At 60.2% G+C, this 25,471-nt stretch carries 19 protein-coding genes, 1 tRNA gene, 1 other RNA gene and 1 pseudogene; 8 read left to right on the top strand and 14 right to left on the bottom strand.

What is annotated here, in order from left to right:
• Nucleotides 1–106: 106 nt before the first annotated feature.
• Nucleotides 107–1,540: a CitMHS family transporter gene (locus ACIOWL_RS11390; RefSeq protein ID WP_400384832.1), complete on the bottom strand. Its 1,434-nt coding sequence runs from the start codon at nucleotides 1,538–1,540 to the stop codon at nucleotides 107–109.
• A gap of 187 nt (nucleotides 1,541–1,727) precedes the next feature.
• Here ACIOWL_RS11390 and ACIOWL_RS11385 point away from each other — a divergent pair, with 187 nt between their 5' ends.
• The 3 genes from ACIOWL_RS11385 to ACIOWL_RS11375 all read left to right on the top strand — a co-directional run bounded on the left by ACIOWL_RS11385 (nucleotide 1,728) and on the right by ACIOWL_RS11375 (nucleotide 4,801).
• Nucleotides 1,728–3,425 (top strand): ATP-binding protein, encoded by a 1,698-nt coding sequence (locus tag ACIOWL_RS11385; protein WP_400384830.1) that lies wholly within the window; start codon nucleotides 1,728–1,730, stop codon nucleotides 3,423–3,425.
• Nucleotides 3,425–4,099 carry a response regulator gene (locus ACIOWL_RS11380; protein WP_400384828.1) on the top strand — a complete coding sequence of 225 codons (675 nt, stop codon included), beginning with the start codon at nucleotides 3,425–3,427 and terminating at the stop codon, nucleotides 4,097–4,099. Before ACIOWL_RS11385 ends, ACIOWL_RS11380 begins: the two co-directional genes overlap by 1 nt.
• A 162-nt stretch (nucleotides 4,100–4,261) precedes the next feature.
• On the top strand, nucleotides 4,262–4,801 hold the full coding sequence (locus ACIOWL_RS11375; protein WP_400384826.1) for a hypothetical protein: 540 nt from the start codon (nucleotides 4,262–4,264) through the stop codon (nucleotides 4,799–4,801).
• Nucleotides 4,802–4,821: 20 nt separating this feature from the next.
• Here ACIOWL_RS11375 and ACIOWL_RS11370 read toward each other — a convergent pair whose 3' ends face one another.
• The 10 genes and pseudogenes from ACIOWL_RS11370 to ACIOWL_RS11325 all read right to left on the bottom strand — a co-directional run bounded on the left by ACIOWL_RS11370 (nucleotide 4,822) and on the right by ACIOWL_RS11325 (nucleotide 18,605).
• Nucleotides 4,822–5,601: a phosphotransferase gene (locus tag ACIOWL_RS11370; RefSeq protein WP_400384825.1), complete on the bottom strand. Its 780-nt coding sequence runs from the start codon at nucleotides 5,599–5,601 to the stop codon at nucleotides 4,822–4,824.
• A gap of 155 nt (nucleotides 5,602–5,756) precedes the next feature.
• Complete coding sequence (locus ACIOWL_RS11365) at nucleotides 5,757–7,043, bottom strand: aspartate kinase (protein ID WP_400384823.1); 1,287 nt, start codon at nucleotides 7,041–7,043, stop codon at nucleotides 5,757–5,759.
• Nucleotides 7,044–7,248: 205 nt separating this feature from the next.
• The gene (locus tag ACIOWL_RS11360) at nucleotides 7,249–7,800 is read right to left on the bottom strand and encodes a hypothetical protein (protein ID WP_400384821.1); all 552 of its coding nucleotides are present in this window, start codon (nucleotides 7,798–7,800) and stop codon (nucleotides 7,249–7,251) included.
• An 88-nt stretch (nucleotides 7,801–7,888) separates the two neighbouring features.
• Nucleotides 7,889–8,365 carry a MarR family winged helix-turn-helix transcriptional regulator gene (locus ACIOWL_RS11355; RefSeq protein WP_400384819.1) on the bottom strand — a complete coding sequence of 159 codons (477 nt, stop codon included), beginning with the start codon at nucleotides 8,363–8,365 and terminating at the stop codon, nucleotides 7,889–7,891.
• 9 nt (nucleotides 8,366–8,374) lie between these two features.
• Complete coding sequence (locus ACIOWL_RS11350; protein ID WP_400384817.1) at nucleotides 8,375–10,090, bottom strand: DHA2 family efflux MFS transporter permease subunit; 1,716 nt, start codon at nucleotides 10,088–10,090, stop codon at nucleotides 8,375–8,377.
• Nucleotides 10,091–10,455: 365 nt separating this feature from the next.
• Nucleotides 10,456–11,044, bottom strand: a pseudogene (gene recR, locus ACIOWL_RS11345) (recombination mediator RecR); the annotation flags it as partial.
• A 131-nt stretch (nucleotides 11,045–11,175) separates the two neighbouring features.
• Nucleotides 11,176–14,937 (bottom strand): DNA polymerase III subunit gamma and tau, encoded by a 3,762-nt coding sequence (locus ACIOWL_RS11340; protein ID WP_400384815.1) that lies wholly within the window; start codon nucleotides 14,935–14,937, stop codon nucleotides 11,176–11,178.
• Nucleotides 14,938–14,946: 9 nt separating this feature from the next.
• Entirely contained in the window at nucleotides 14,947–15,867 is a 921-nt protein-coding gene (gene gluQRS / locus ACIOWL_RS11335) for a tRNA glutamyl-Q(34) synthetase GluQRS (RefSeq protein WP_400384813.1), read from the bottom strand.
• A 27-nt stretch (nucleotides 15,868–15,894) separates the two neighbouring features.
• Nucleotides 15,895–15,991: signal recognition particle sRNA small type (gene ffs, locus ACIOWL_RS11330), an RNA gene on the bottom strand.
• Nucleotides 15,992–17,072: 1,081 nt separating this feature from the next.
• Nucleotides 17,073–18,605, bottom strand: a complete 1,533-nt coding sequence (locus tag ACIOWL_RS11325) for a DUF222 domain-containing protein (RefSeq protein ID WP_400384811.1) — start codon at nucleotides 18,603–18,605, stop codon at nucleotides 17,073–17,075.
• 188 nt (nucleotides 18,606–18,793) lie between these two features.
• On the opposite strand from ACIOWL_RS11325, the gene ACIOWL_RS11320 reads away from it, so the two are divergent.
• From ACIOWL_RS11320 to ACIOWL_RS11310, 3 genes are all read left to right on the top strand, one after another.
• Nucleotides 18,794–18,881: transfer RNA gene (locus ACIOWL_RS11320), tRNA-Ser, on the top strand.
• Between the two features lie 305 nt (nucleotides 18,882–19,186).
• Nucleotides 19,187–19,552: a VOC family protein gene (locus ACIOWL_RS11315; RefSeq protein WP_400384809.1), complete on the top strand. Its 366-nt coding sequence runs from the start codon at nucleotides 19,187–19,189 to the stop codon at nucleotides 19,550–19,552.
• Between the two features lie 63 nt (nucleotides 19,553–19,615).
• A complete protein-coding gene (locus ACIOWL_RS11310; RefSeq protein WP_400384807.1) occupies nucleotides 19,616–20,368 on the top strand; it encodes a response regulator transcription factor in 753 nt (250 codons plus the stop codon).
• 300 nt (nucleotides 20,369–20,668) lie between these two features.
• On the opposite strand, the gene ACIOWL_RS11305 is transcribed toward ACIOWL_RS11310, so the two are convergent.
• On the bottom strand, nucleotides 20,669–21,709 hold the full coding sequence (locus tag ACIOWL_RS11305; protein WP_400384805.1) for an isopenicillin N synthase family dioxygenase: 1,041 nt from the start codon (nucleotides 21,707–21,709) through the stop codon (nucleotides 20,669–20,671).
• A gap of 280 nt (nucleotides 21,710–21,989) precedes the next feature.
• Here ACIOWL_RS11305 and ACIOWL_RS11300 point away from each other — a divergent pair, with 280 nt between their 5' ends.
• Both ACIOWL_RS11300 and ACIOWL_RS11295 read left to right on the top strand, forming a co-directional pair.
• Nucleotides 21,990–22,292, top strand: a complete 303-nt coding sequence (locus ACIOWL_RS11300; RefSeq protein ID WP_400384804.1) for a type II toxin-antitoxin system VapB family antitoxin — start codon at nucleotides 21,990–21,992, stop codon at nucleotides 22,290–22,292.
• A 43-nt stretch (nucleotides 22,293–22,335) separates the two neighbouring features.
• Complete coding sequence (locus ACIOWL_RS11295; RefSeq protein WP_400384803.1) at nucleotides 22,336–22,965, top strand: LytR C-terminal domain-containing protein; 630 nt, start codon at nucleotides 22,336–22,338, stop codon at nucleotides 22,963–22,965.
• A gap of 24 nt (nucleotides 22,966–22,989) precedes the next feature.
• Here the strand turns inward: ACIOWL_RS11295 and ACIOWL_RS11290 are convergent, their stop codons facing one another.
• Together ACIOWL_RS11290 and ACIOWL_RS11285 are read right to left on the bottom strand one after the other, a co-directional pair.
• Nucleotides 22,990–23,682 carry a DsbA family protein gene (locus ACIOWL_RS11290; protein ID WP_400384802.1) on the bottom strand — a complete coding sequence of 231 codons (693 nt, stop codon included), beginning with the start codon at nucleotides 23,680–23,682 and terminating at the stop codon, nucleotides 22,990–22,992.
• Nucleotides 23,683–23,908: 226 nt separating this feature from the next.
• Entirely contained in the window at nucleotides 23,909–25,333 is a 1,425-nt protein-coding gene (locus ACIOWL_RS11285; protein WP_400384801.1) for an amino acid permease, read from the bottom strand.
• Nucleotides 25,334–25,471 lie beyond the last annotated feature (138 nt).

Below are 25,471 nucleotides of genomic sequence, written 5' to 3'. Positions count from 1 at the left end.
GTGCATCGGGGCCGCCCGAACAAAACACCGCGGCCCGTGTTCCCACCGGATGTGGCGGGAACACGGGCCGCGGCTGACGACGGACCTTGGAAAGGTCGCTGGGTGGTTAGCCCATTGAGATCGCGCCGAAGAGCACACCCGAAACGAGCATGACCAGGCTGACCACCAACGCACGCCACAGAACCTTCTTGTGGTGATCACCCAGGTCCACACGAGCCAGGGATACCAACAGGAGGATTGCGGGGACGAGCGGAGACTGCATGTGCACCGGCTGGCCGGTGATGGACGCGCGGGCCATATCCACTGCCGGCACCCCGAAGTGCGCACCGGCCTCGGTGAGCACCGGAAGGATTCCGAAGTAGAACGCGTCGTTGCTCATGAAGAAGGTTGCCGGGATCGAGATCAGGCCGGTGATTACCGCCATGTACTGGCCCAACGAATCCGGAATGATCGTCACCAGCCACTGGCTCATGGCATCCACCATGCCGGTGCCGGAAAGCACACCGGTCAGCACCGCTGCGCCGAGAACCATGGAAACTACGGCAATGATCTCGCTTGAATGCGCGGAAATCATTTTCACCTGGTCGGAGACCTTCGGGAAGTTGACCACCAGGGCGATCGCGGTACCGATCATAAACAGGTAGGACAGCGGCAGGACGTCGACCACCAGCAGCACCATGATTGCCACGGTGAGGATCAAGTTGAAGATGAAGAGCTTGGGGCGCAGGGTTTCGCGGTTCGGATCCAGCACGGTGCCGTCCAGGGTCGCGGCTTCGGTGCCGTCTCCCTTGGTGGCCACGGATTCAAGGACAGCAATCGAGGAACCGCCCGGGGTTTTGCCACCCTTGCGACCCTTGCCCGTGCCGCCCGAAGATCCGGTGATGTTGCCGCCGCCGAAGGCAGTGCCCCACAGCTCGGGGCGTTCGCGCTGCATCCGGCGACGCTCGGCGACACCCAACTGCCAGGCGAAGATGCCGATGACCACCAGGGCGATGCCCAGCGAAGGAAGCATCGGAACAAAAACGTCGGAGGCTTCAACACCCAGGGCCGCCGCGGCGCGGGCCGTCGGGCCACCCCACGGGACGATGTTCAAGGTGCCGTTGGTCAAGCCGGCCACACAGGTCAGCACGACGGGGCTCAGGCCCAAGCGCTGGTAAATCGGCAGCAGGGCCGCGGTGACCACAATAAAGGTGGTCGAGCCGTCGCCGTCCAAGGAGATGACCGCGGTCAGCAGGGCGGTGCCCATGATGATCTTGGCCGGGTCGTTGCCAACCAGCTTCTGGATACCCGCCACCAGGCGGTCGAAGAGTCCAACGTCGATCATCAGGCCGAAGTACATGATGGCGAACATCAGCAGCGCTGCCGTGCCCGACATGGACTTGATGGCGTCCATGATCATGTCGCCCAGGCCGAATCCGGCGCCGGCAAACAGGCCGAATGCGGTAGGGACGATAATCAGCGCCAGCAGTGGCGTCATGCGTTTGGTCATGATCAACACCATGAAGGTGATGACCATGAGGAATCCGAGGGCAACTAGCATTGCTCCGACCTCCTTGGGGAATTGGCAGCACGTCGTCGTGGAACCGTGTGGAATGAGGATGCTTATTCAAGGTACGTGGCGGCGCTCACGTTGCGGCGGTTGTGCTCCTACTGCTCTCTTTAGGTCATTGGAATCTTTTTGCTCATAAAAATCATCCGACGGCGATCTGGTGGATATGCTTGGTTTTATGCCCTCCTCGCACTCCGGAACCAAACACTTTGCCTCGCGCATCATGCGCCTGCAGTTCATTGTGGTCGGCTCCCTGATCGTGCTGGTCACCGCGGGCACGCTGTTCGTTGGCTACAACCAGGTTTTTGATCGCGCCGAAGACCGCTCGCTGACCATCGCGCGCTCGGTGGCGGTGCAGCCTGCGGTGATTGACGAGGTGGAGCACTACGCCGCGCAGGAAGACCTGGACATCCAAGAGCTGAAGGCCGGGCCGCTGCAGGCATTGGCTGATGCCATCGTGGACAGCGGCGAGGCGTACTTCGTGGTGATCACCGAGGATCGCGGCCTGCGGTTAAGCCACCCGAATCCCGCGGAGATCGGCCAAAAGGTCTCCACCGATCCGGTCGCCCTTGACGGGGTGGAACACGTTTCGCGTGAGCACGGCACCCTGGGTGAGTCCGTTCGAGCCAAGGTGCCAATATATTCCCCGTCAGGCATGATTATAGGTGAGGTCTCGGTTGGCGTGACCACGGATTCGCTGACCGGCGCCTTGCTGATCTCATTTAGCTGGATCGCGCTGTTCGCCTTATTGGCCGGAGCGCTCGCGGTGTTAACCGGGCGCTATACCGTGCGCCGGCTCAAACGCCAGACCCTGGGATTGGAACCATCTGAAATTGCGCAGTTGGTCCGTGACCAGCAGGCGGTGCTCTACGGCGTGACCGAAGGGGTGATGGGTATCGGTGTCGACCACCGCATCACGGTGCGCAATAAGGCGGCCCGTCAGCTGCTTGGCTTGCCGCACCGGACCGAGTTGAAGGATGTGGTGGGCAGGCACTACGCCTCGGCCGGGCTTGATCGATCTCTGGTTCGGGCCATCCGCGAGCATGACAAGGACCCGCTGCGACTGAGCGTGAACGGGAACTCGCTGATCGCCCGCGTTACGGACGTCACCCGCGACGGGGTTGAGCTCGGCCAGGTTGTGCTGTTCCACGACGTGACCACCGTTGAGGCATTGGGCACCAAGCTGGACGCCGTGCAGGATATGGCCGACGCGCTGCGCGCCCAACGCCACGAATTCGCCAACCGCATGCATGCGGTGCTCGGCCTGATCAACCTGAACAAGATTGAACAGGCCGAGGAGTACTTGCGCGAGGTAATGGAAACCGGTCCCAAAATAGCCCAGGTCCAGGGGCTGGAGGCGGTGGGGGATACCTACCTCTCGGCCTTCATTTCGGCCAAGGCCGTGCGCGCCCATGAACTGGGAATCGAACTTCGGGTATCTTCTCAATCAATGCTTTTTGGCCAGATCGCCTCGGCGCATGATGCCCAGGACGCGACGGCGGTCCTGGGTAATCTGCTGGACAACGCGTTCACCGCGGCCCTGGCCTGTGACCAAGAGCGCTGGGTTGAAGTCGATCTGCTTTCCGAGGGGACAACATTGCACCTGGCCGTCTCGGATTCGGGCCCGGGGATTCAGGCGGGCCTGGATATTTTTGCGCCGGACGTTTCAACAGGATCAAGCCTCGGCACCTCCCACGGCCAGGGGGTCGGTTTGCCGTTGATTCGCCGGCTCGCCCAGGGGCGAAGCGGTGATGTCTGGGTTGCCGATGCGGGCGGAGCGGGCGCCGGCGCGGTGATTTGCGCCAGGCTTCCGGCGGTGCTGAGCGAAACAAAAACTACAACCACCCAGCGACTCTTTCCGGAAGGAAATAACTGATGACCCAGAAGATGACGGGGAACTACCGGGTATTGATAGTGGATGACGACTTTCGCGTCGGCGCCCTCCACGCGGAGATGGTCAACGCCATCCCTGGCTTTGAAGCCCTGGAGCCGATCCAGGATCCCCGTGTTGTCCCCAAGGTGATCTCCAGCCACAAACCGGATCTGGTGCTTTTAGACCTTTATCTACCGCATGTGAGTGGGCTGGAGCTGCTGCCAGCGCTTGGTGTGGATGCAATCATGATTTCTGCAGCCACCGAGCCCGAAAACGTATCCCAAGCCATCGCCCGCGGTGCACTGTCATTTATCATCAAGCCCTTCGGCGCGAAGACCTTGGCCTCGAAGCTCAAGGGCTGGGCCAGGTACCGGCGGCAACTGGAATCGGCAGTCGTGCTTGATCAGCAGGGAATCGACCGACTCTACCGAACGCTGCAAGGTTCTGATGAAGCGGCCTCCACGAGCTCTGGTGCCGCGCCGACCGAACAGGCCGTGCTCGCCTGCGTGAAGTCCGCTGCGGCCCCGATGGGTGTTGCCGAGGTTGCGGAAGCGGTTGGTGTAGCTCGGGCCACTGCTCAGCGATATCTGGCGGCCTTGGTTGCCAATGAATCCCTGGAACTGCAGCTGGGTTATGGCACCCGAGGTCGGCCGGAACACCGCTACGTGGCGCGGTGATGGCACATAACCGAAGTGTTAAGTTTCATGACTGCGGCTACGTTCCGGCGCATGCGTGGGTGAAGTGACACCATTTAATCTATTAGATAATCATATTATTTAAGCATGCAAATATTCTCTAATAGCTGGGATTGGCATTTAGGTAGACCTTATTGTTGATCCGTGACTATTGATACAACATCTGAACGCTCATCGGTTAAGGTTTCCGTTCGCTCGGAACCGGCAGTGGCCTTGGCGGTGCTCCGCATCGTTTTGGGACTGGTATTCTTCTGGGCATTCATCGACAAGCTTTTTGGCATGGGGTACGCGACACCCACGGAGAAGTCCTGGCTCCACGGAGGAAGCCCCACCGCTGGCTACCTGGGGCACCTGGAAGGAACCGCGGCAGGCTTCTTCGCACCCATGGCGGGATCTGTAATTGTCGATCTGCTATTCATGGTTGGTCTTCTGGCGTTGGGTGTCGGCCTGCTTCTGGGTATTGGACTGCGTGCGCTGGCCGTCGCAGGTGCCACGCTGATGCTCCTGATGTGGCTCAGCGCGCTTCCGCTGACCACCAATCCAGTCATTGACGAGCACATTGTCTACGCCGCCGCGCTGGTAGTGCTTGCGGCCACCCACGCGGGTAATGTGTGGGGTTTTGGAAAACAATGGAATGCGATGCTGAAGAACACCAATCCAACGTTGGCCCGAATCTTTTCCTGATCGCACTGTGGGATGCGATCCTAGGTTGCATCCCACAGTCGCCGATAAAAATTGATTTTCTGTTCATCCGGTTCGATCTCATAACCTTCGTACACAAACTGCTCAAATCCCGGGCCGAAGTTCCATTCGGTGCTCAATGAGGCAATCGACAAGTCGGCCCAGCGATCTCCCACACCTAACATGCCCAGGTCGACGTGGCCTGCCACCTGAAAACTTTTGTCGATCAGCGTATTCGGTGCGCACGCATCACTGTGGCACACCACCAGATCCTCTTCCGGTGCTTGAGCCAGAAACTCTGCGCGAAGCGCTTGGGGCAGCACCGCTATCCGCGAGTGGATGTTCCACTCGAAGGGGCACTGTGCCACCGGGAGTCGGGAATGCAATTGCCGCAACCCTGCACCCAGCGCGATCGATGCACGCCGAGGATCGCGTTGCCCGCGCTGGGAGACAAGGTTTTCACCGTCCAACCCGGTGGTAATCATCAACTGCCCCGCATCAAAGTCTTCACAGCTAAGTACCTTCGGGACCACGGTGTAGTTCGAAGCCCAGCTAAGGCGTTGGACCTCATTATTCAGCTGCATTTCTTGCAGTGCCAAGGGCGCGACGTCCACACCGGGCTCGGGACGAATGGAGAATTTGGCAAACCGCACCGAGCGAGGTCCGATGAGTTTAAACGTCAGCCCGCCAAGCCCGTTGACCCACACGGGGATAATCCGGTCCTCCCCGGCAACCTTGAGGACTTCAGCCGGAACTGGTGTGTCTCCTGGCGGAACACAGGCAATAAATCGAGGTGCACTCATGTCATCAATCATTCCAGCACGAAAGTTTCAGTTCAGCGGGAACGGGCTGAACGTTGCCGTGGCAGCATCTTGGCGCTCGACTGAATTCCAAGCTCGTTAAAAAACCACGGGAGCGGCCAGCGAGGCTGGCCGCTCCCGAAAACCTGGCGCGCGTTCTAGCGGCCGGTGCCCCCGTATACGGTGGCTTCAACGTCGGTATCCAGGTCGAACGCGGTGTGGATGGCGCGTACCGCGTCGTTGAGCTTGTCGGCGTCGGTAACCACGGAGATGCGGATCTCTGAGGTTGAGATCATGTCCACGTTCACACCTGCCTGATGCAGCGCTTCGAAGAAGGTGAAGGAAACACCCGGGTTCGAGCGCATCCCCGCACCGATCAGCGACAGCTTGCCGACCTCGTTATTGTGCTCGATATCTTCGAAACCAATTTCACCCTTTGCGGTGTTCAGCGCGTCGAGCACATGCTTGGTCTCGGTCATCGGCAGGGTGAAGGAAATGTCGGTTTTGCCCGAGCCGTGGGTCGAGATGTTCTGCACGATCATGTCGATGTTTGCCTGGGCCGCGGCGATGACGCCGAAGATCTGTGCGGCCTTGCCCGGGATGTCCGGGACACCGATCACGGTCACCTTGGCCTCGGAATGGTCATGGGCAACACCGGAGATGATTGGCTGTTCCAAGGGTTCTCCCTCTTGAATCTTGATCTTGTCGTTGGGGTTCGGGAGCACCCAGGTGCCCTCGTTGGTGCTGAAGGAAGAGCGCACATGCAGGGGCACTCCGAATCGGCGTGCGTACTCTACGCAGCGCAGGTGCAGGATCTTGGAGCCGCTGGCCGCCATTTCCAGCATTTCTTCGCTGGTGATCTTTTCGATCTTGGTAGCCGATGGGACAACCCGGGGATCTGCGGTGTACACGCCGTCCACGTCGGTATAGATTTCGCAGACGTCGGCGCCAAGCGCCGCGGCCAGTGCCACCGCGGTGGTATCGGAACCGCCGCGACCCATGGTGGTGATGTTCTTGGATTCCTTGCTCATGCCCTGGAACCCGGCAACAATGGCGATGAAACCGCGGTCGATCGCACGGCGCACACGCTGCGGGGAAACCTCCATGATGCGAGCCTTGCCATGGCTTGAGTCGGTGATCAGACCCGCCTGGGAACCGGTGAAGGAGGCCGCGCGTTCGCCGAACTGGTCGATTGCCATGGCCAGCAAGGACATGGAGATCCGTTCGCCGGCCGACAGGAGCATATCCATTTCACGGGCCGGGGCGTCGTCGGTCAGCTGACCGGCCAGGTCCAGCAGGTCATCGGTGGTGTCGCCCATTGCCGAAACCACCACAACCACGTCATGGCCCTGGTTCTTGGTGTCAATAATTCGGCGCGCGACACGTTTGATGCCCTCGGCATCTGATACGGACGAACCGCCAAACTTTTGCACAATTAGGCCCATCGGCACTCACTCCACCTGTTGAAAGCTGTGGCTCGCGCATCCTTTCCACCCGTCGAAGCGACGCTGTTACGCGGGTGCAGGAAAAGATGGTGCGAGACATCTACCAGATAATTGTGACAGCTTCGCTTGATCATGACCTACTTGTGACGTTAACGGTTGGTCATATTGCCTAGAGGGAACCGGAAAATGTGCCTCAAATCGCACCCTACCCCTTGGTAAGTGCCAAAATTTGTCGCCAAAACACCTTCCATTCCGACACCGTTTGCTCGGTTTTAGCCTTAGTGATGTTTATGGCAATGGCGACTTTTCCGCCCTTAAGGCCTATGTTTACCTGAGTCTTGGTTCCGTCGCTGAAGCCCGCACGCCAGTAGCGCCAACGCTCGCTGGAACTTGTGCTTGGTTCGCCTATCATCTGCTGCCCGTTGAACACCGAAACCTGGCTTACCGCGTCCAGCCAGCGTGCCAAAGCCTCGTCCAGTGTGGTGTCAAGGGTAGTGCTTAGTGCTCCCTGGAAGCTTGAGTCCTGGGCCTGGCCCGGAACCCTGCGGCCAATGGATTGTTCGAAAGCCACCGCGACACCCTGGGCCCACCACTCGGGATTCTTCAGGTCCGCGGGCATTTGGGCGAGGGCCAGCTGGGCGATCTGTTGGTGATTCTTATCCGCGGCCGAGGCTTGCGTGAGCATGCGGACCCATTGCTCCCACGCCCTGCCCGTCGCGGCGGCGATTGCCGCGGTGTTGCTGCTGCGTGTGGCCATGATCGAAGTGTAGACCAGCGGCCTGGATGGATACAGCAAACCGCGGCACCGAGTGTATTCGGCGCCGCGGTCTGGGGTGTGGAGGGGATTAGAACCTCTGGAGATCGGAGGTGAGACGACCAAGCAAGCCGGTGAGGGCTGCCAGGTCATCCTCTGCCCAGCTGCTCATGGAGCTTCGCAGATTCGACCGCCAGCTGGATAACCATTCGCGCCAGCGGGTGACGGCCAGGTCCGTTGGCAGCAGCTGGGAGACCCGGCGATCTTCGGGATCCACCTCGCGGGTGACCAAACCAAGTTCTTCGAGTTTAGCCACCATGCGGGACAGGACTGCCTTGTCGATCAGCAGCATGTCGCAGATTTCGGACTGCGAGATGCCCTTGGATTTCAGGATGATGCCCAGCACCGGGATCGCCCCGGGGGTGAGGCGATGCTCCATGCGTGTGGCGACTTCGCGTTTGGTCCGGGAAATGACAGACACGAATTCCAGGAGTTGCTGCTCGGCTGACTCGTAGAGATCGATCCGATCGCTGCTGGTAGTCCCGATGCCGCTGTTGATGGTATCCACATTTGGCCCCTAGACTCCGGCGGCAGGGCCGGTTTTCCCGTTGCTGTCCTTCTCGTCCTTTGGCGCCGCGGTCAGTACGGTACCTTCGGCGATCTGGGTTTCGGCGGAATCGGTGAGCGCGGAGGCTGAGTCGGCAACCGGTTCTTGGCCTTCGCCTTCCTGGTGGCGCTCAACCGCGGTCTGGGTGCGCAGCTTCTGGTTTGGAAGCAAGCAGACTGCAATCACGGTGATCAGCGAGATCGGCGCCGCGAAGGCGAACAGCGCGGCAACCCCGTCGCCGTACACGGATTCAAAAATCACGCGGACCGGCTCCGGCAGGGTGGAGATGGTCGGCAGGCTGCCGGAGGACAGCTGTGCGGAGACCTCGGCGGCCTTGTCGCCCAGCGTGGCCATGGCCTGCGCGAGGTCGGCCTTGCGATCGGCGATCATATTCGGGATATTGATCGCCAGCAGTGCGCCCAGCCCGGCGGTACCGGCGGTGCCACCCAGGGTGCGGAAGAAGTTCACGGCCGAAGAGGCTACACCGAGCTCGTGAACCGGAACGGCATTCTGGACCACCAGCACCATGTTCTGCATGACCAGGCCAACGCCGGCACCCAGGATGAACATGTACACACCCACCAACGCGAAGTTGGTGTCGTAGTGGATGGTGCCCAGCAGGAACAGGCCGATGACCTGGAGGATCGAACCGGTGACCACAAAGGCTTTCCATTTGCCGAAGCGGGTGATCAAGGCGCCGGCGATGGTGGAGATGACCAGCAGCCCAGCCATCATCGGGAAGGTCATCAGGCCGGCCTGGGTGGCGGTCGCGCCGCGGGCCATGATCATGTACTGGCTCAGGAATACCGAGGTGCCGAACATCGAGACGCCGACGGCCAGCGAGGCGATGACCGCAAAGGTGAAGGTGCGGTTCTTGAACAGCTGCAGGTCCAGCAGCGGCTCGGTGGCCTTGAATTCGGTCAATACGAACAGTGCCAGCAGAACAACCGAACCGCCGACCATCAGGAAGCTGGTGGAGGAGTTCCATTCAAACTGCGAACCGCCCATGGACAGCCAGATCAGCAGCAGGGCCACACCGGCAGAGAGCAGCATGATGCCCATGTAGTCGATCTTGACCTTGCGCTTGGCGAAGGCCGGCAGGTGAAGGGTCCGCTGGATCAGCAGGATCGCGACGACGGCGAATGGCAGGGCCACGAAGAAGTTCCAGCGCCAGTTGATGGTGTCGGTGATGAAACCGCCGATCAGCGGGCCGCCCACGGTGCCCAGGGCCATGACGGCGCCAAAGAGGCCCATGTACTTGCCGCGTTCACGCGGGGAGAGGATATCGGCCATGACGATCTGGCTCAGCGCGCCCATGCCGCCGCCGGCCAGGCCTTGGATCACGCGCATGGTGATCAGGAATTCGGTATTCTGCGCGAAGCCCGCTGCGGCCGAAGCCAAAACGAACATCGCCAACGAGATCTGCAGCAAAAGCTTGCGGTTGCCCAGGTCGGCGAGTTTACCCCAGATCGGGGTGGAGATGGTGGTGGCCAGCAGGGTGGCGGTGACGACCCAGGTGTAGGCGGTCTGTCCGCCGTTGAGATCGGAAACGATCACTGGCAGTGAACTGGAAACGACGGTGCCGGCCAGGATCGAGACAAACATACCCATCAGCAACCCGGTCAGGGACTGCATGATTTGGCGGTGACTCATCTTGGGCTGGGCGACCGGTGCGGTTGCGGTCATTGGCGCTCCAAAAGAAGAGAGGAAAGGTTGATTGTTATCAACTATAAGCGTTTAGTTGACGATTATCAACCAAGTGTGTGTTGCTCCACAAAAGGGCTGCGCGGGGAATAAAAACACCCCGCCAACCGCACCTTTGGGTGCGGCCGGCGGGGTGGATTCGGTAGCTGGCGGGTGTTTAGCGGGGTCCTAGCGGGTGGCGCTGCGGTGATCGTCCATCTCCGGCACCACAAAACGCGGCTGCGGCGGCTGGCCATCGGCAACCTGTTCCGTGGCAGAGGTGTCCGCGGGCCCTGCTTCCACGGCCGCCGGTTGCGGCGCGGGCTCGGGCAGCTGCGGTGCCACTTGAGGCGCGGAGGCGCGGCCGGCAACCCGGCGGCCTTCGAAAGCCCGAGCGAGGGTGACCTCATCGGCGTATTCCAAATCGCCGCCGACGGGCAGCCCGGAGGCCAAGCGGGTGATCTTGATTCCCAACGGGGCCAGCGCGCGCACCAGATACACGGCGGTGGCCTCGCCCTCCAGGTTCGGATCCGTGGCCAGGATCAGCTCCGTGATGGAATCATCGGCCAACCGGGTGACCAGCTCGCGGATATGCAGCTGCTCGGGTCCCACCCCGGCTAGCGGATTGATCGAGCCGCCCAGCACGTGATAACGCCCGCCGAAGGCCCGGGTGCGTTCGATCGCCAACACGTCCTTGGACTCCTCGACGATGCAGATCGCTGAGCCGTCGCGTCGTTCATCTCGGCAGATCGCGCAGGTGTCCTGCTCCGAGATGTTAAAGCAGATCTCGCAGAATTTCACCTTCTCCTTGACCAGCTGGATCGAGGCGGCCAGGCGGGTCATGTCCTCGGCGTCGGCATCAAGAATGTGGAAAGCGATGCGTTGCGCCGATTTCGGGCCGATGCCAGGCAGCCGACCGAGCTCGTCGATCAGTTCCTGTACAGCACCTTCGTACACGTGCGCCTTCTTTCCTTGGTTGCGGGGATGGTGATGGTGCGGCCCGCGGGCCGTCTGCGGGAAGGTTCGCGCATCCCGCCAACGTACACACTAGTGTCTCACTCCGACACCTTGAATGGCTGCCGGGTTGCTCACAGGCTGCGCTTGATTTCCACGACGTTGCCGTTGACGTCGCGTTGCTCGATGAGCATGCCTCCAAGCAGCCGTTCAACCGCCGGGACACCGATCAGCGCGGAATCCTCCACCTCGATGTCATCCTCGCTTGGCACAAACTCGGCGGGATCTTCCAGCGGCGGCTCGGGCGGCAGCGGAATCGAACCCCACCCGTTGGCGGCCTGGTGGGGGGCCGGGGTTGGGGCTGAATCCTTGGCCTGGTTCATCAACTGCTGGTAGCGGCTCATGCGCCCGCCGGTGTTCGGAGCCGGGGCAGCGGGAGCGGCAGCCGATTGCTCAGCCGGTTCCGGGGCACCCCACGACGGAGCTGTTTCTTGAGCCGGTGCAGGTGCCGGAGTCGGTGCAGGTGCCGGTGCTGGAGCCGGGTTTGGCGTCGTGGCGGGGGCAGCAACCGGGGCCGGGCCCTGTGGCTGGGACGAAGGCGCGGGTACAGGTGCCACCGGTTCACGGGTGGCCGGCTGCACGGGTGGGGCAACCGGTTCCGGTGCCGCAACGGGGTCAGCCGATCGGAACTGAGCAACCTGGGCCGGCGGCTGAGCAACCCGGGTTGGGGGCTGGACCATTTCGGAGACCTGCGGCTCGGGCTCGCCGGCGACCGCCAGCGGCTCGAACGAATCCGTGGTGCTTCCCGGGCGCAACGGGGTGGAAGAGACCGGGCGGTCGATCACGAACTCGGGCCGTTCGGCCTGACGTGCGTTCATCCCTGCGGTCATCCGCGGGCGCGGAGCAACCGGTGGCCCGTCGAATGACCGGGGGGAGCCGCCGCGTGCTGGGGCTGGAACTTGGGCTTCCGGGGTGGCTGCCTCGGTGCGAGGCGGCTGCGCCGGCTGGAGAGGCGGAGCCGGTTGCACTGGCGGGGCCGGTGCTTGGGACGCATAAGGGTCGCCAAAGGCGCCATCGTCCGGGAACGGCGGCTCATCCATGTACGGCTCGTCGTATGGAGGCGGGACGTCATCGTAGCCGGCCGCGTAACCGGTCTCTTGTGAAGGAACCGACGACGGCTTCGCGACAGCTGCGGGGACCTTGGGGGAAGGCTGAACGACTGCGGGCGACGTCGGCGCCGAGGAGCGCGAAGCTACCCCAGTGCTGTTAGCCGCAATGAACTTGCTTGGTGCTGGGGTTGGCGCCGGGATTGGCCGGCGCTCACCTTTTGGGGAACCACCGCCCGCGGGCTGGGAGCCACCCTCCGTGAGGACAACCTCGATCGGCCCGCCGGCCACTTGCGACAGGATCCCCGTCAGCAGGTGCATCATGTCCGGCCGGTTTCTCAGATTGACGATCGGACCAGAATTGCTGAAGGCAAGCGTCAGTGTCTGGCCATCGAATCCGGCAACAGATCCGTAGTTGGACACCATTGAATGCAGCACCCGCGAACTTGACTGCAGCTGCTGAAGAATCTGTGGCCAGGCCTGCTGGAACCGCGCAACGGGAGATCCTCCGGTCGGTCCCGATGCCGGCTGAGAACCCTGCTGCGGGCTCTGCTGGTATTGCTGCTGCTGCGCTTGTTCGCGTTGCGCTTGCTCGCGTTGTGCTTGTTCGTGGGCTGCGCGTTGGGCGGCTTCGCGTTCGGCTTGTTCACGCTGCGCCTGTTCGCGTTGTGCTTGTTCGTGGGCTGCGCGTTGGGCGGCTTCGCGTTCGGCTTGTTCACGTTGCGCTTGCTCACGTTGTGCTTGTTCGTGGACTGCGCGTTGGGCGGCTTCGCGTTCGGCTTGTTCACGCTGCGCCTGCTCACGCTGTGCTTGTTCATGGGCCGCGAGTTGTTGCGCCTGAGCATCTGGCTGGGCTGGCGACACCGGGGCAGAAGGTTGCTGTTGCGCCATCTGGCTCTGCTGCGCGGCGGCCTGAGCCTGCTGCTGGGCACGGTTTTCGGAGGCGCGGCGCGCGAACTCCGCCATGGCAGGGTTCTGCTTGACGTCGTCGATGGAGACTCCGGTCCCAAAAGACAGATCCTCACCGCTGGCAGGATCTGGCACCAAGCTAAACGGTGCGACACCGTCGGGGCGCTCAGCAGGGACGCTAGGACCGGGCTGGATCTGGGTAGTGACCGAGTTGCGGTCGTCCTTCGGACCCCATGTGGCACCCCAGTCGGCATCTGCGCCGGTATTGAGTGAGGAGGCAGCTCCCGGATCCAATGGAGCGTTGATGTCATCCGGCAGCTGGTCCAGCTGTTGAGCGGAATTCTGCGGCTGCTCGACTGGCCGTGCGGTGTGCTGCTCGGCAGCTTGGGCAGTCGCAGGGGCCGGCGGCTCCTGAACCGGAGGCACCGGCTCGGCATACTGTGGTGCCTGAACTGCCTGTGGCACCTGTGCTGCCTGGGCAGCTTGCGCGGCCGGCTGTTGGGCAGGGGCCGACTGAGTCGGAGCTGGAGCGGGGGAGGCTTCCACCGCGGCGGGTGCCGATTCAGGGATAGCTTCTCCCTCGCGGCGGGCCTTAGCCGCAGCTAGCGCCTGGCGAGCCGCCGCGGCGCCTTGACGCGCGGCGCCGGGATTCGGCGTCGACCCCATCGCGACGGCAGTTTCCTCGGAACCGTCGTCGTTCAACGCCGGCAGTGCGCCACCGGTCATGGCATGGCGTTCCAGCCGGTCCAGGCGAGCGGCGAACGAACTTTCGGTGTTCTGGGAGCCTGGCAGCAAGAGCCGCGCGGCCAACAGCTCCAGATGCAAGCGCGGGGATGTCGCACCGGTCATGGCGGTTAGCGCCTGGTTGGTGACATCTGCCCACCGCGACAGTTCTCCTGGTCCGGCCAGATCAGCTTGGAGATGCAACGCTTCCAACTGGTCCGCTGGAACCCCGCGCAGGATCTTTTCCAGACCCTCGGGCATGGCCTTGGCAATCACCAGATCGCGGAAGCGCTCCAGCAAATCCTCCACAAATCGCCGCGGATCCAAGCCGGTCTGAATGATGCGGTCGATCGCGCTGAACAACCCGGCACCATCTGATTCGTGCAGGGAGATGACAACCTCATCCAGCAAGGTGGAATGGGTATAACCCAACAGCGAGATGGCGGTTTCGTAGTCAAGAATTCCTTCGCGCGCACCTGCCATCAGCTGGTCGAGCACCGAAAGGGTGTCTCGGACCGAGCCAGCGCCAGCGCGGATGACCAAAGGCAGCACCCCATCGGTCACCTCCACGTTCTCGCGGTCGCACAGGACCTTGAGGTACTCCAAGAGAGCCTCAGGTGGCACCAATCGGAAAGGATAGTGGTGGGTGCGCGACCGGATGGTGCCGATGACCTTATCCGGTTCGGTGGTCGCGAAGATGAACTTGATGTGCGCCGGAGGCTCTTCAACAATCTTGAGCAATGCGTTGAAACCGGCCGAGGTCACCATGTGGGCCTCGTCGATGATAAAAATCTTGTAGCGATCGCGCGCCGGGGCGAACGTTGCACGCTCACGCAGATCGCGCGCATCCTCCACACCGCCGTGGCTGGCCGCGTCAATCTCGATGACATCCAGCGATCCTGGGCCGCCGTTGGCCAGCTCTACACAGCTCGGGCAGGTGCCGCAGGGGATCGGGGTCGGACCCTGCTCGCAGTTCAAGCAGCGCGCCAGAATACGTGCCGACGTTGTTTTGCCGCAACCGCGCGGACCGGAGAACAGGTATGCGTGATTAACCCGGTTCTTCTCCAAAGCGGTCATCAGCGGAGCGGTGACGTGCTCCTGCCCGATGACCTCGGCGAAGGTATCGGGACGATATCTGCGGTAAAGCGCTGTAGTCACACCGGTTCCCTATCGGTTGCGCGATGCCGGGGGCATCAGCTGTTGGACAATGTTTTCAGGTTTCACGATCCACGGTTCACGCGGAAGCGCGGCCGGATTGAACGCCTTTAGGGCTGCCTGCAATTCCTGACCCGGCAAGCCCAATGACTCTAGCAAAAATGCGCGTAATTCGGCGGGACGCACACCTTGTTCGGTGATCTCTTCGAGGGTTACGGCGCCATCGCGTTTGGCCAACCGTTGCCCCTTCTCATTCAGCGCCAGTGGAACATGCGCATAAGTTGGTGTGCCATACCCCAAAAGCTGGGCTAGGTACGCCTGCCGTGGGGCCGAGGACAGGAGATCATCGCCGCGGACCACCTGGTCAATGCCGCTTGCTGCATCGTCGACGACCACCGCGAGGTTGTAGGCCGGTGCACCGTCGTTTCGCACCAGAACAAAATCATCAACTGCGCCCGTGTAGTCGCCTAGGAGTTCATCGTGAACAGAAAATTTGTTCACATTTGCGCGTAGTCGCAAGGCTGCTGGCCGTTGTTGGGCTTTCTCGGAGCGTTCTTTGGAACTCAGGTTGCGGCACGTGCCCGGGTAGGATCCTGGCGCCGCATGCGGTGCGCTGCCAGCTTCTGCAATGTCTTTGCGTGAACAGAAGCATTCGTAGACCAGGCCTTGTGACTTCAAGTCCTCGACGATTCCGTGGTAAACCGGCAAACGATCTGATTGCCGCACCAAGCGGCCGTCAAAATCCAGCCCCAGAGTTTCAAGTTCAGCAAGCTGCTCTGCTTCGGAGCCCGCACGGACACGGTCAAGGTCTTCGACGCGGAGCAAGAAATCGCGTCCACTCGAGCGAGCGAAAAGCCATGCCAGAATGGCGGTGCGCAAATTTCCGATGTGGAGGCGCCCTGACGGGCTAGGGGCGAAACGGCCAGCGCCCACGTGGACTCCATTCGGCTTGCGTAAAAAAGTAAAGACCCCTCATGCACCTGTCAGAGCCCATCTACCCTTGCTACCTTCCGGTCCTGGGGGAGTTCAACAGGATGACACCACACGAGGGGTCACCCAAAATACTACCCGAGGTAGGGCTGTGGATAAAAATCGACATCGCGTGCGCTTGATCTCACGAGGCTTCAACGGCAACTTGAACGAAAATTCTGATCAGAATTTCTTTCCGGTCTCCCCACGATCCGGCACAGCGATCATTGTTCGACGAGTGGAGAGAACGACAGGGAATTCTGATCGAAAATTTTGGTCAGGGAAAGCAAGACTTGGACATCCCACAGTACGTCGGGTCGGTTTGTGCCGTGGATCTGATCAATTTTTTTGGTCAAGATTGCTCGGGGTTACGGTTTCTGCAGTTGAACGTGGTGTTGGATGAGCGAGGCGAGGCAGGCATTCGATTTTGATCGAAAATTTTGGTCTGGGAGATTCGACCTGAGATTTTGGGCGCTGATGATTGAATGCGGCAGAGTTGCCGTGAATCTGATCAATTTTTTTGGTCAAGATTGTTCGGGGGTCACGGTTTCTGTCGCTGTACGTGTTGTTGGATGAGTGGGGCGAGGCCGGCACTCGATTTTGATCGAAAATTTTGGTCAGAGAAAAACAAAAGCGAGACTTGAATGTCCCGAAGCTGGTGGGGGCTGTCTGTGTCGTGAATCTGATCAATTATTTTGGTCAAGATTGCTGTGGGGCATCACGATCTCTGCTGCAGTGCGCGCTGTGAGATGGACTGCAGATTATTTTTTGATGAGGGGTGGCCAGATTTTGACCAGAAATTTCGATCAAATAACGGTCCGTAGTAACTAGTTTTGAGTACAGATGTCTGAACCCCGGAACAATCCCGCACAGGCAACAGTAAGAACGCATCAACCGTTGCGGGTTCCGAGGAAAGAAGCCCAAAGTGGGGAACTCCCGTCCGCAACCTTGAAGATATGAATGAAAACTGACGCAAAATTTTGGTCAGTGGCAGAACGATCCTTTGCTGACTTGGATGAGAGGGCGCCAGATAAGAGGGCGCTATCGTGGAGTGCATGCATGATGAGCGACGCGCAAATTGAAGGTAACCAGTTGCGACGGACGGGGATAGCGATCTCTGATCGAGAATTTCAGTCAATTTCTCTGCCGTGCAACGGCACTCGGTAGAATTATCCGGCTTTTGCGTCTGGTGGATCGTACCAGCCGAGAACCCTGCGGACGCGATCAGTCATTTGGACTTCGGGCAATACAGGTGTCTGGGTCTGCTCAAAGTCGAAGTTCTGAACCGTTTTAACGCTTCCAGGAACTTCCGTACAAACAACACCGTTTGGTGTACGCCAGAAAACTGAGCCATCTGGACGGTAGGTTACATCCCATCCCAAAGCGTGCTTGAAAAGCTGGTGTCTTTTGCACAAGAGCTCTGTGTTGGTGCGTGAGGTGTGCCCGCCTTGGGCCCAGCCATCAATATGATCGATTTCGGACTGCTCGGCCAGCCTATTGCAACCGGGGAATCGGCAATGGACATCTCGGAAACGAAGAAGGTCCTTCAGCGCCTTGCTCGGACGATACTTCTCACGAGCCACATCAATCGCGGCACCCGTCCAAGGATCGGTGAGTACCTTTATGAACGATGGCGCGTCGGCGGCGATTTTGAGCGCAGTGCCGATTGGAATCGGACCGTAGCCCTCAAGGTCAGCCAAGGACTTCTTAGGATCTGTAAGCATATCCAAGGCCGGGATTGTGACGGCGACCCGTGCTTTTAACGGTGTTCCCTGGGTTTCTGGCCATCCATCGATCAAGGCATCGCGAAAAATATCTGCGCGACGCTGGCGTTCGGTGCGCACATCATCCTCGTCAACGTTCGTCACTGCGTGGTAATTGACGGTGTTGACTATGCTGATGATGTCCTCTGCGGGGAGTAATACCTGCAACGTAGCCATGCCATCTTCATCAGCCCACCATGAAACATTTCGACGTTCACGCGCCTCCTTGTGTCGTTCTTCGACAGGTTTTGGATGAAGGCGTTCTCTCATACGTCGGGCGCGTTGCGAAATCGCGGAATCTGTGGCTGTCTTGGCTAAGGGGAGCAGAACATGCTCCATTTGCTTAACGTCTTCAGGGTCTAGATCTTGAGAATTCTTGACGATTTCTCTGGCCGATTTCGTGGTGATTTCGCCGTTGGCCAACGCAGTGAGTGTGTCAAGGCAAAGATTACGCAGCCCTTCCGCAGTAAACAGCTTGTCCTGAATGTGTTTTTCTGAGTCTCGCATAGCAATAGCGGCTTCGGCGATGAAAGATGGTCTGACGGTATTCTCATCGGCCAAATTAACGCCGTAGTACTGAGCTGACAGTTGCTGTGCTTGATCGTCGGAATCATCAAACAGCGAATCTTGTACTCCTAGGTTCGCAGCGTTGCGAGAGCACATTTCAAACGTATCTGCCAAAAGTGATGCCTCCGCAGCCTCTATCATGCTTCGGAGTTGACCAATACGTTCGAGTCTCTTGAGTCCATCCGCTGGGTTGGCGACAGGAGGCAAGTTGTATAAATCTAGGGCCGTTGCGGCGAGATTGTTATAAAACTTTTGATGGTCGAGTTCGCCATCCCAGACTCCGCCTGAGCCGAAATTCTTACGAAGGCCAGGAGGATACATCGGCAGACGACGAGCGTCGTCGTCACTGTGAAATACCTCTCTTTTACTCATGTTATTCAGTATCCTCCGGGCAACCGACACTTTGGAGGACACCCGTTCGTCGTGTGGAAATCGCCGAAAATCCGCTAAATCTCAGGGTTCATCGGGCTTGCTTATGCGTGGTTTACCGCCATGTAACCTTCGATTCGTGATTGTGCGGAAATTTAGATATGCTTGATTCTGCTCCACGGAGCAACTGAGGAGGATTCGCCTAGCGGCCTATGGCGCACGCCTGGAACGCGTGTTGGGTTAACGCCCTCAGGGGTTCAAATCCCCTATCCTCCGCCAAATGAAAGCCCCCGAGAAATCGGGGGCTTTTCAATTTTTAGAACATGAGCAGGCGGGATCTGGAACTGAAGCCTGCGACTACCGTCAGGTGCGGTGGCGGAGCGTCTGCGAACAATTTGGCCCAACAGATTCGGCCTCTTGCCCGATCCACCTGCGCGCGAACTCCGAGTCGCTCTTGGTCCGGCATTGCCTCTTTCTTAACCTCCAAAAGCCCGATTTCGCTATCTTGCGCCGTGGGCAGGCGTATCATCCGTGGCGAAGGCTGGTGCGAAGTGCCTGCCGTTGAGATGGGAGATGAGTAGGTCATGCCTGTAGCCATTAGTGAGATCGCCATCGATTGCCGGAACCCAATGCTTATTGCCAAATTTTGGTGCGAAGTGCTCAACTATGAAGTACGGGAGGAATCCGCGGGTCTGGTCACCATTGGCAGGTGTGGTGGCGATGAGCATGAGACGGTGATCTGTTTTGCGCAGGTGCCGGAAACTAAGAGCATTAAAAACCGTCTGCATCTTGATCTGAGGCCTTGGCAGAGCACTCAGCAGGATGAAGTTGATCGAGTACTGGCGCTGGGGGCGCAGTACGCCGATATCGGGCAAAGCGGAGACGAAGATTGGGTCGTCCTCTTTGATCCGGAGGGTAACGAGTTCTGTGTGCTCTCCGGTAGCATGTAGTCCACGCGGCGGACTGTAACGTTAGGCCGCCGCGATCGCCTTAACAGGGGATTGGGGAAAAACGTGGTTGGGGAAATTGCAAAGGCAGTCGTTATTGAGTACGACGAGTCTGTGCGCGGAAAAATGACGACTTCATTGCGGCAAATCGGATATGCCGTGCATGAGGAGTCCAGCGGGCAAAGGGGAGTCGCGCTGGCTCAACGGGTCAAGCCGGATTTGGTGGTTGTTGGTTTTGGCCTTCCCGATATTGACGGAATTGAAACCATACGTAGGCTCAACGCGAACCTCGAGGCTGATATTCTCGCCGTGATGGACATCAGCGAAGAAATTGAAGTGGTGTTGACCTTCGATGCTGGAGCAGATGGATACTGCCCTAAACCGCTGCGCGAACGTGAGTTCCGAGCTAGGGTGGATGCTTTTTCTCGTCGTAAGGCGCGGATCAACCAGTTATTGAGCGACAGGCACGGGGCTACGCCCAGGGTGCTCAGCCATGGAGCACTTCGTTTGGATTCATCAACGTGGGAAGTGCATTTGGATGGAGCGCCCATCGTCTTGACCGCTACTGAATTCACGCTTCTGCATGTACTGATGCAAGTGCCGGGCAGGGTCCGGAGCAAGAAAGAGCTCGCGCGAAAAGTCAGCGCTGACAGCGACGATCTTGAACTTGGTTATGTTTCGGACTCGGACGTGCGAAGTATCGAAGTGCATATCGCGAATCTGCGGCGTAAACTCGGAGATTCTGCGCGTTCGTCATTATGGATTGAGACCGTCAGAGGAGTCGGATACAGATTGGTAAATGACCCCGGTTCATACTAGTGATACCTCAAGCTTTTTAAAGCCACGTTTTGGATTTTTTGAGGCTTGATGCAATCTTGAGCTAATTGATGTCACAGCTTGAGTGTGATCTTGCACAATAAGTCCCATGGTCGAGAGGCCTAGCGAGAACTACGAAACTGAACGATGGCTGCAATTTGGGGGAATAGCCACATCGCCTTGGGGGAGGCGTCGGGTAACGCAGCAAACTCGCAAAAACGTGAAGACTTCGGTGCGGTGGCGCAATACCCCGTCGAAGTCTTCACGTTTTTAATCGCTGAAGCGATCCGCTTCAGGTTGTACCTAGGCCGTGGCGCGTTTTTGCACCAACTGCGGGTAGTGGATTGCCGCGGTCTGAGGGTGGGCGCGTAGCCAGCCCTTCAACACGTTGGCTCCATAGGAAGCCAGCATCGGGTTATGCGGATCATCGGAAACCCCGCGCGCGTCGGCGGCCAACTCGGCAGGAAGCTGAACCTTGTCGATCACGGCGTCCAGGCGTGGCGAGTAGAAGAACGGAACCGAGTAGCGGTCGACGTTGGCTGGCGGGGCAATCACGCGGTGGATCGTGGCCATCAGGTAGCCGTCGGTGGCGACCTCGAGCATTTCGCCCAGGTTCACCACGAGGGCACCGGGAGTTGGTGGAACCTCGATCCACTCTTCCTGTCCGTAAGGCTGGACCTGCAGTCCGCCAACCTGGTCCTGCAGGAGCAGGGTAACGAAGCCGTAGTCTGCGTGCAGGCCAACACCCTGGTTGCCGGCCTCTGGAACAACGCCGCCGCCAACGTAGTGAACGAGCTTGCCCATCCAGGCCGGAGCGCCGGAGAACGGTTCGTCGAAGTAGTCTTCGCCCAGGCCAAGCCCGACGGAGATGGCAGATAGCAGCTCGTGGCCGGTGGTGTTCATCAGTTCGGCCCACTCGGTGGCACGTTCGCGCAGCTGCGGGAAGTCATCGGGGAACTGGTTGTGGCCCTGCAGGTTCAGATAAGGCTTGTCCGCTGGAACTACGCTTAGCGGCTCGCGATCCGGACCGTAGTCGATCTGTTCGCGCGAGTCGGCGCGGCCGCGGGTGATCTCGGTGCCCAAGCGGGTGTAGCCGCGGAACTGGGCGCTGTTGCGGTTGTCGAGCTTGATCTTCTCGTCAACGGGTTTCGCGAAGAACTCAGCAATCGTGTCCAGCAGTTCCTGATCTTGGTCGGGACGCGAAGCGTATCCCACAATCTGGAAGAAACCGACGCGGTGGGCGGCGTCGAGCAATGCGGCGACGAACTCGCGGTTGAACGTGCCATCGGCATTCCGGGAGGTGGAGATATCAAGGACTGGGATCTCGGTTACTACGTTGTTCATAACCCTAGAGTGCACCCGGCACGTGGATTGTTACTATCTAAAATTACGCACCGTTCCGCCAGGTTTCAGCAGATGTAACAATCCTTGCCAGGATCTGGGAAATCGGTCATAATTTGCGGATTCCGGCGCCAAGGAGCCTAAATGACCCCTGAAAGAAATGCTTGAAGTTCTTGATTCGGACGCTACCGGTTCCGTGTGCATAATGCCCGAATCGACGTGGTCCGCGGCCATCGGGTCGCGCCTGCAGATAAATTGTTACGCGGTTCCCTATGCTTGAATGGTGATTTTCCGAGCAGTGGGCGACTCGCGCCCGTACCCCGAGCATAAGCTGACCAGTACGAGTGACTGGAGCGCGATCCCGCCCTCCCAGGTCAAGCTCGACCAGTTGGTAACCACCAAGTCAACACTCGATCTGGAAACTCTGCTCTCCGAGGATTCAACGTTCTTCGGTGATTTGTTTCCCCATGTGGTCCGCTACCGCACGGTGCTGTATCTGGAAGACGGGTTGCATCGTGCGCTGCGCTCCGCGTTGCACCACCGCTCCGTGATCCACGCAAGGGTCTTGGATTTAGACGTGGATTAGGTATGCTGTCGCCACAAAGGGTAGTTGCCTGAAAGTGGGTGCGATGATGCACGAACGCGAGGATCCGGCCACATGGCATGGGGCTCACATCGTCAACGAGCGAGAGCTGAGCTTCGTGTCCAACGCCCAGGCGAAACGCAGGGCCCGCAAGCGGCAAAACGTCATCTTTTCGGTGATGGCTCTGGTGGTGCTGGTGGCGTTTGTCGCGGCGACACTGGCCTTCACCGGGGTGCTGAAGATCGGCGGCAGTTCCAACCAGTTGCAGGCGCAGGCGCAGCCGGCCGCGGTCATCGAGAACCCTGCCTGCCCCGAGGCCAACTTCGCCTATCAGGACCCCGCAAGTTTTAAGGTTCGGGTGTTGAATACCACCACCATTTCAGGGCTTGCCGGGAAAACCGCAGAAGCGCTGGAAAAACGCGGTTTCAAGATCTCGGCGACGAGCTCCGGCCTGGAGAATTATCAGGACCGCGTGGCCGTGGTACTGGCCGGGCCTCACGGTTATGCACAGGCGCTGACCATCCAGCGGCAGGTACCCGGATCCGAGTTCGTCTACGACGAGAAGATGTACGGCACCGAGGTGGACCTGGCGCTGGGCAGCGGATTTGAGAACCTGGTCAAGGAGCGCAAACTGAATACCGCCCCGGGCGCGCTGACGTGCGCCGGGGCGGATTAGCTATGGCCGCAGGCCGGTTTGGTGCTAGTTGGTTCCGACCGTTTCGGAATGGACCTGGGTCAGCGCGTTGGCGAAGACCTCGGCCGGCTGGGCTCCCGAGATCCCGTACTTGCCGTCCAGGACAAAAAACGGCACCCCGGTAACACCGATCTGGCGGGCCTGGTTGATGTCCGCGTTGACCTCATCGGTGTAGCGCCCGGCCTGAAGTGCCGCGCCCAGCTCCTGCGAATCCAGGCCAACCTCGGCGGCCAGCTGCAGCAGCGTGGCAACGTTTCCGGTGTCCAGGCCCTTCTCGAAGTGCGCCGAGAGCAGCGCTTCCTTCATCTGGTTTCCGCGGCCGTGCTGTTTTGCGTGTTCCAAAACCCGCAGCGCGGTGAACGAATTGGCGACAACCAGGTTCGCGAAGTCGTAGGACAGCCCTTCTTCGGCGGCCTGGGCGGTGACATGCTGAAGCATTGACTGGACCTGGGCCGGATCCATGCCCTTGGCCTGGGAGAGGTAGTCCAGTTCGCTTCCCTCGTAATGCTCGGGCAGGGTCGGGTCCAACTGGTAGGCGTGCCAATAGACGTCGACCTCTTGGGCCAGGCCAGAGGCGTCCAGGCCCGATTCGAAACGGCGTTTGCCGATAAAGCACCAGGGGCAGGCGATGTCTGAAAAGATGTCGACGCGTAGGCGTTTGGCCTCGGCGGTGGTTGGGGATTGCGCGGTTTCACTCATACACGGTGTAACACTTCTGGGCGCGCGGGCATTCCTGAGGCGGGGGCGGGGCGGGAGCGGGATACTTGCAGGGGGCTGCGATGCACCGCAACCGCGCCCATGGCTGGATTTGCCGACGAGGTGGGGTTCGTCTACCTGGGCGGGTACGTCCCGTCGTTCATGTCGGGTAGCTGACCCCCGCGAGTTGCAGGTGCATGCCTCCGCAGACGGCCTGGCCGGCCCTTGGCTAGCGGCCGGAGTCCACCGAATCGGCTCGTTCCGCCGGTGCGTTCGCGGCCGCGGTGCCGCGTGGGTAGATTGCGATGCGGTACACCGCCGCCAGGATGAGCAGCCAGGCGGCGCCGGTGTACAACGCCACCCGGGTCTGCGCGCTGAGCGCCAGCAGCACCACAACAAAAACCATAAACGCCAGGGCAACCCAGGCGGTGGGCGAGCCTCCGGGCACCGCGTAGTCGCGCGGGCCGCCGGCCGCGGCGTCGCGCTTTTCCGCCCGGCGCATGGCCAGGTAGGAGGCGAGGATCATGATCCAGACCCAGACGGTGGCAAAGGTGGCGATCGAGGCGATGATGGTGAACAGCTGCTCGGGCAGCAGCGCGTTGAGCACCACGCCGGCGAGCAGCACCGCCGACATCACCACCACGGTCATCCACGGCACCCCGTGGGCAGAGACCTTCGCGAAGGACTTCGGCGCGTGGCCCGCGTCTGACATCGCGAAGAGCATCCGCCCGGCACCAAAGGTGTCCGCGTTGATGGCGGAGATGGCCGCGGTGATCACCACGGCGTTGAGCACGTGGGCGGCGGCCGGAATGCCCAGCGCGTCGAAAATCTGCACAAACGGGCTGGCCTGCCCGTCGATCTGGCGCCAGTCGAACAGCATCATGATCACCGCCAGCGAGGCTACGTAAAACAGCAGGATCCGCCACGGCACGGTGTTGATGGCCGCTGGAACCGATCGGGCGGGGTCATCGGCTTCCCCGGCGGTGATGCCGATGGTTTCGATGCCGCCGAAAGCGAACATCACCACCGCGAACGACAGCAGCAAGCCGGTGAAACCATGCGGGAACAGGGTGCCGGCGGCCAAGAGGGTGTCCAGGCCGGTGGCATGCTGCGACCCCGGGGCGGTGAAACCGAAGATGATCAGCAATACACCGCCGACGATCATCGCGATGATGGCGCTGACCTTGATGATCGCCAACCAGAATTCGGTCTCCCCGAAAACCTTCACCTTCATCAAATTGATCGCCGCAATCAGCAGCACCACCGCCAGCACCCAGATCCAGGTGGCGACCTGCGGGAACCAGAAACCCATGTACACCCCGAAGGCGGTCACGTCCGCGATGGCAACGATGGCCATCTCAAAGGTGAAGGTCCAGCCGGTGATGAAACCCGCGAAGCGGCCCAGATAGCGTGAGGCGTAGTGCGCGAACGACCCGGAGACCGGATGTTTCACCGCCATCTCTCCCAGCGCGCGCATCACGATGAACACGGCGGCGCCGCCGATCATGTACGCGAAGAGCACAGCCGGCCCGGCGGCCTGAATGGCGGCGGACGAGCCGTAGAACAGGCCCGTTCCAATCGCCGAGCCAAGGGCCATAAAACGGATATGCCGGGCGGTGAGCCCGCGGGCGAGCGATGCCTTGATGTCGGTCACGATGAACTGCTCGGATCCTCAACTGGGGGATGGGGGACAGGGCTCCGAGGCCGCAAAAACGGGCGGAACTTACCAAATGCTACGCGTCGCGGCAAGCAGTTCGGGGATAAATGTGTCTGGTGGAACCCGTGGTTTTGC

It is taken from the genome of Glutamicibacter sp. NPDC087344 (assembly GCF_044744225.1).
Taxonomy (GTDB): domain Bacteria; phylum Actinomycetota; class Actinomycetes; order Actinomycetales; family Micrococcaceae; genus Glutamicibacter.
The sequence above is the reverse complement of the archived record's forward strand: the minus strand, read 5'-3'. Positions and strand labels throughout refer to the sequence as shown.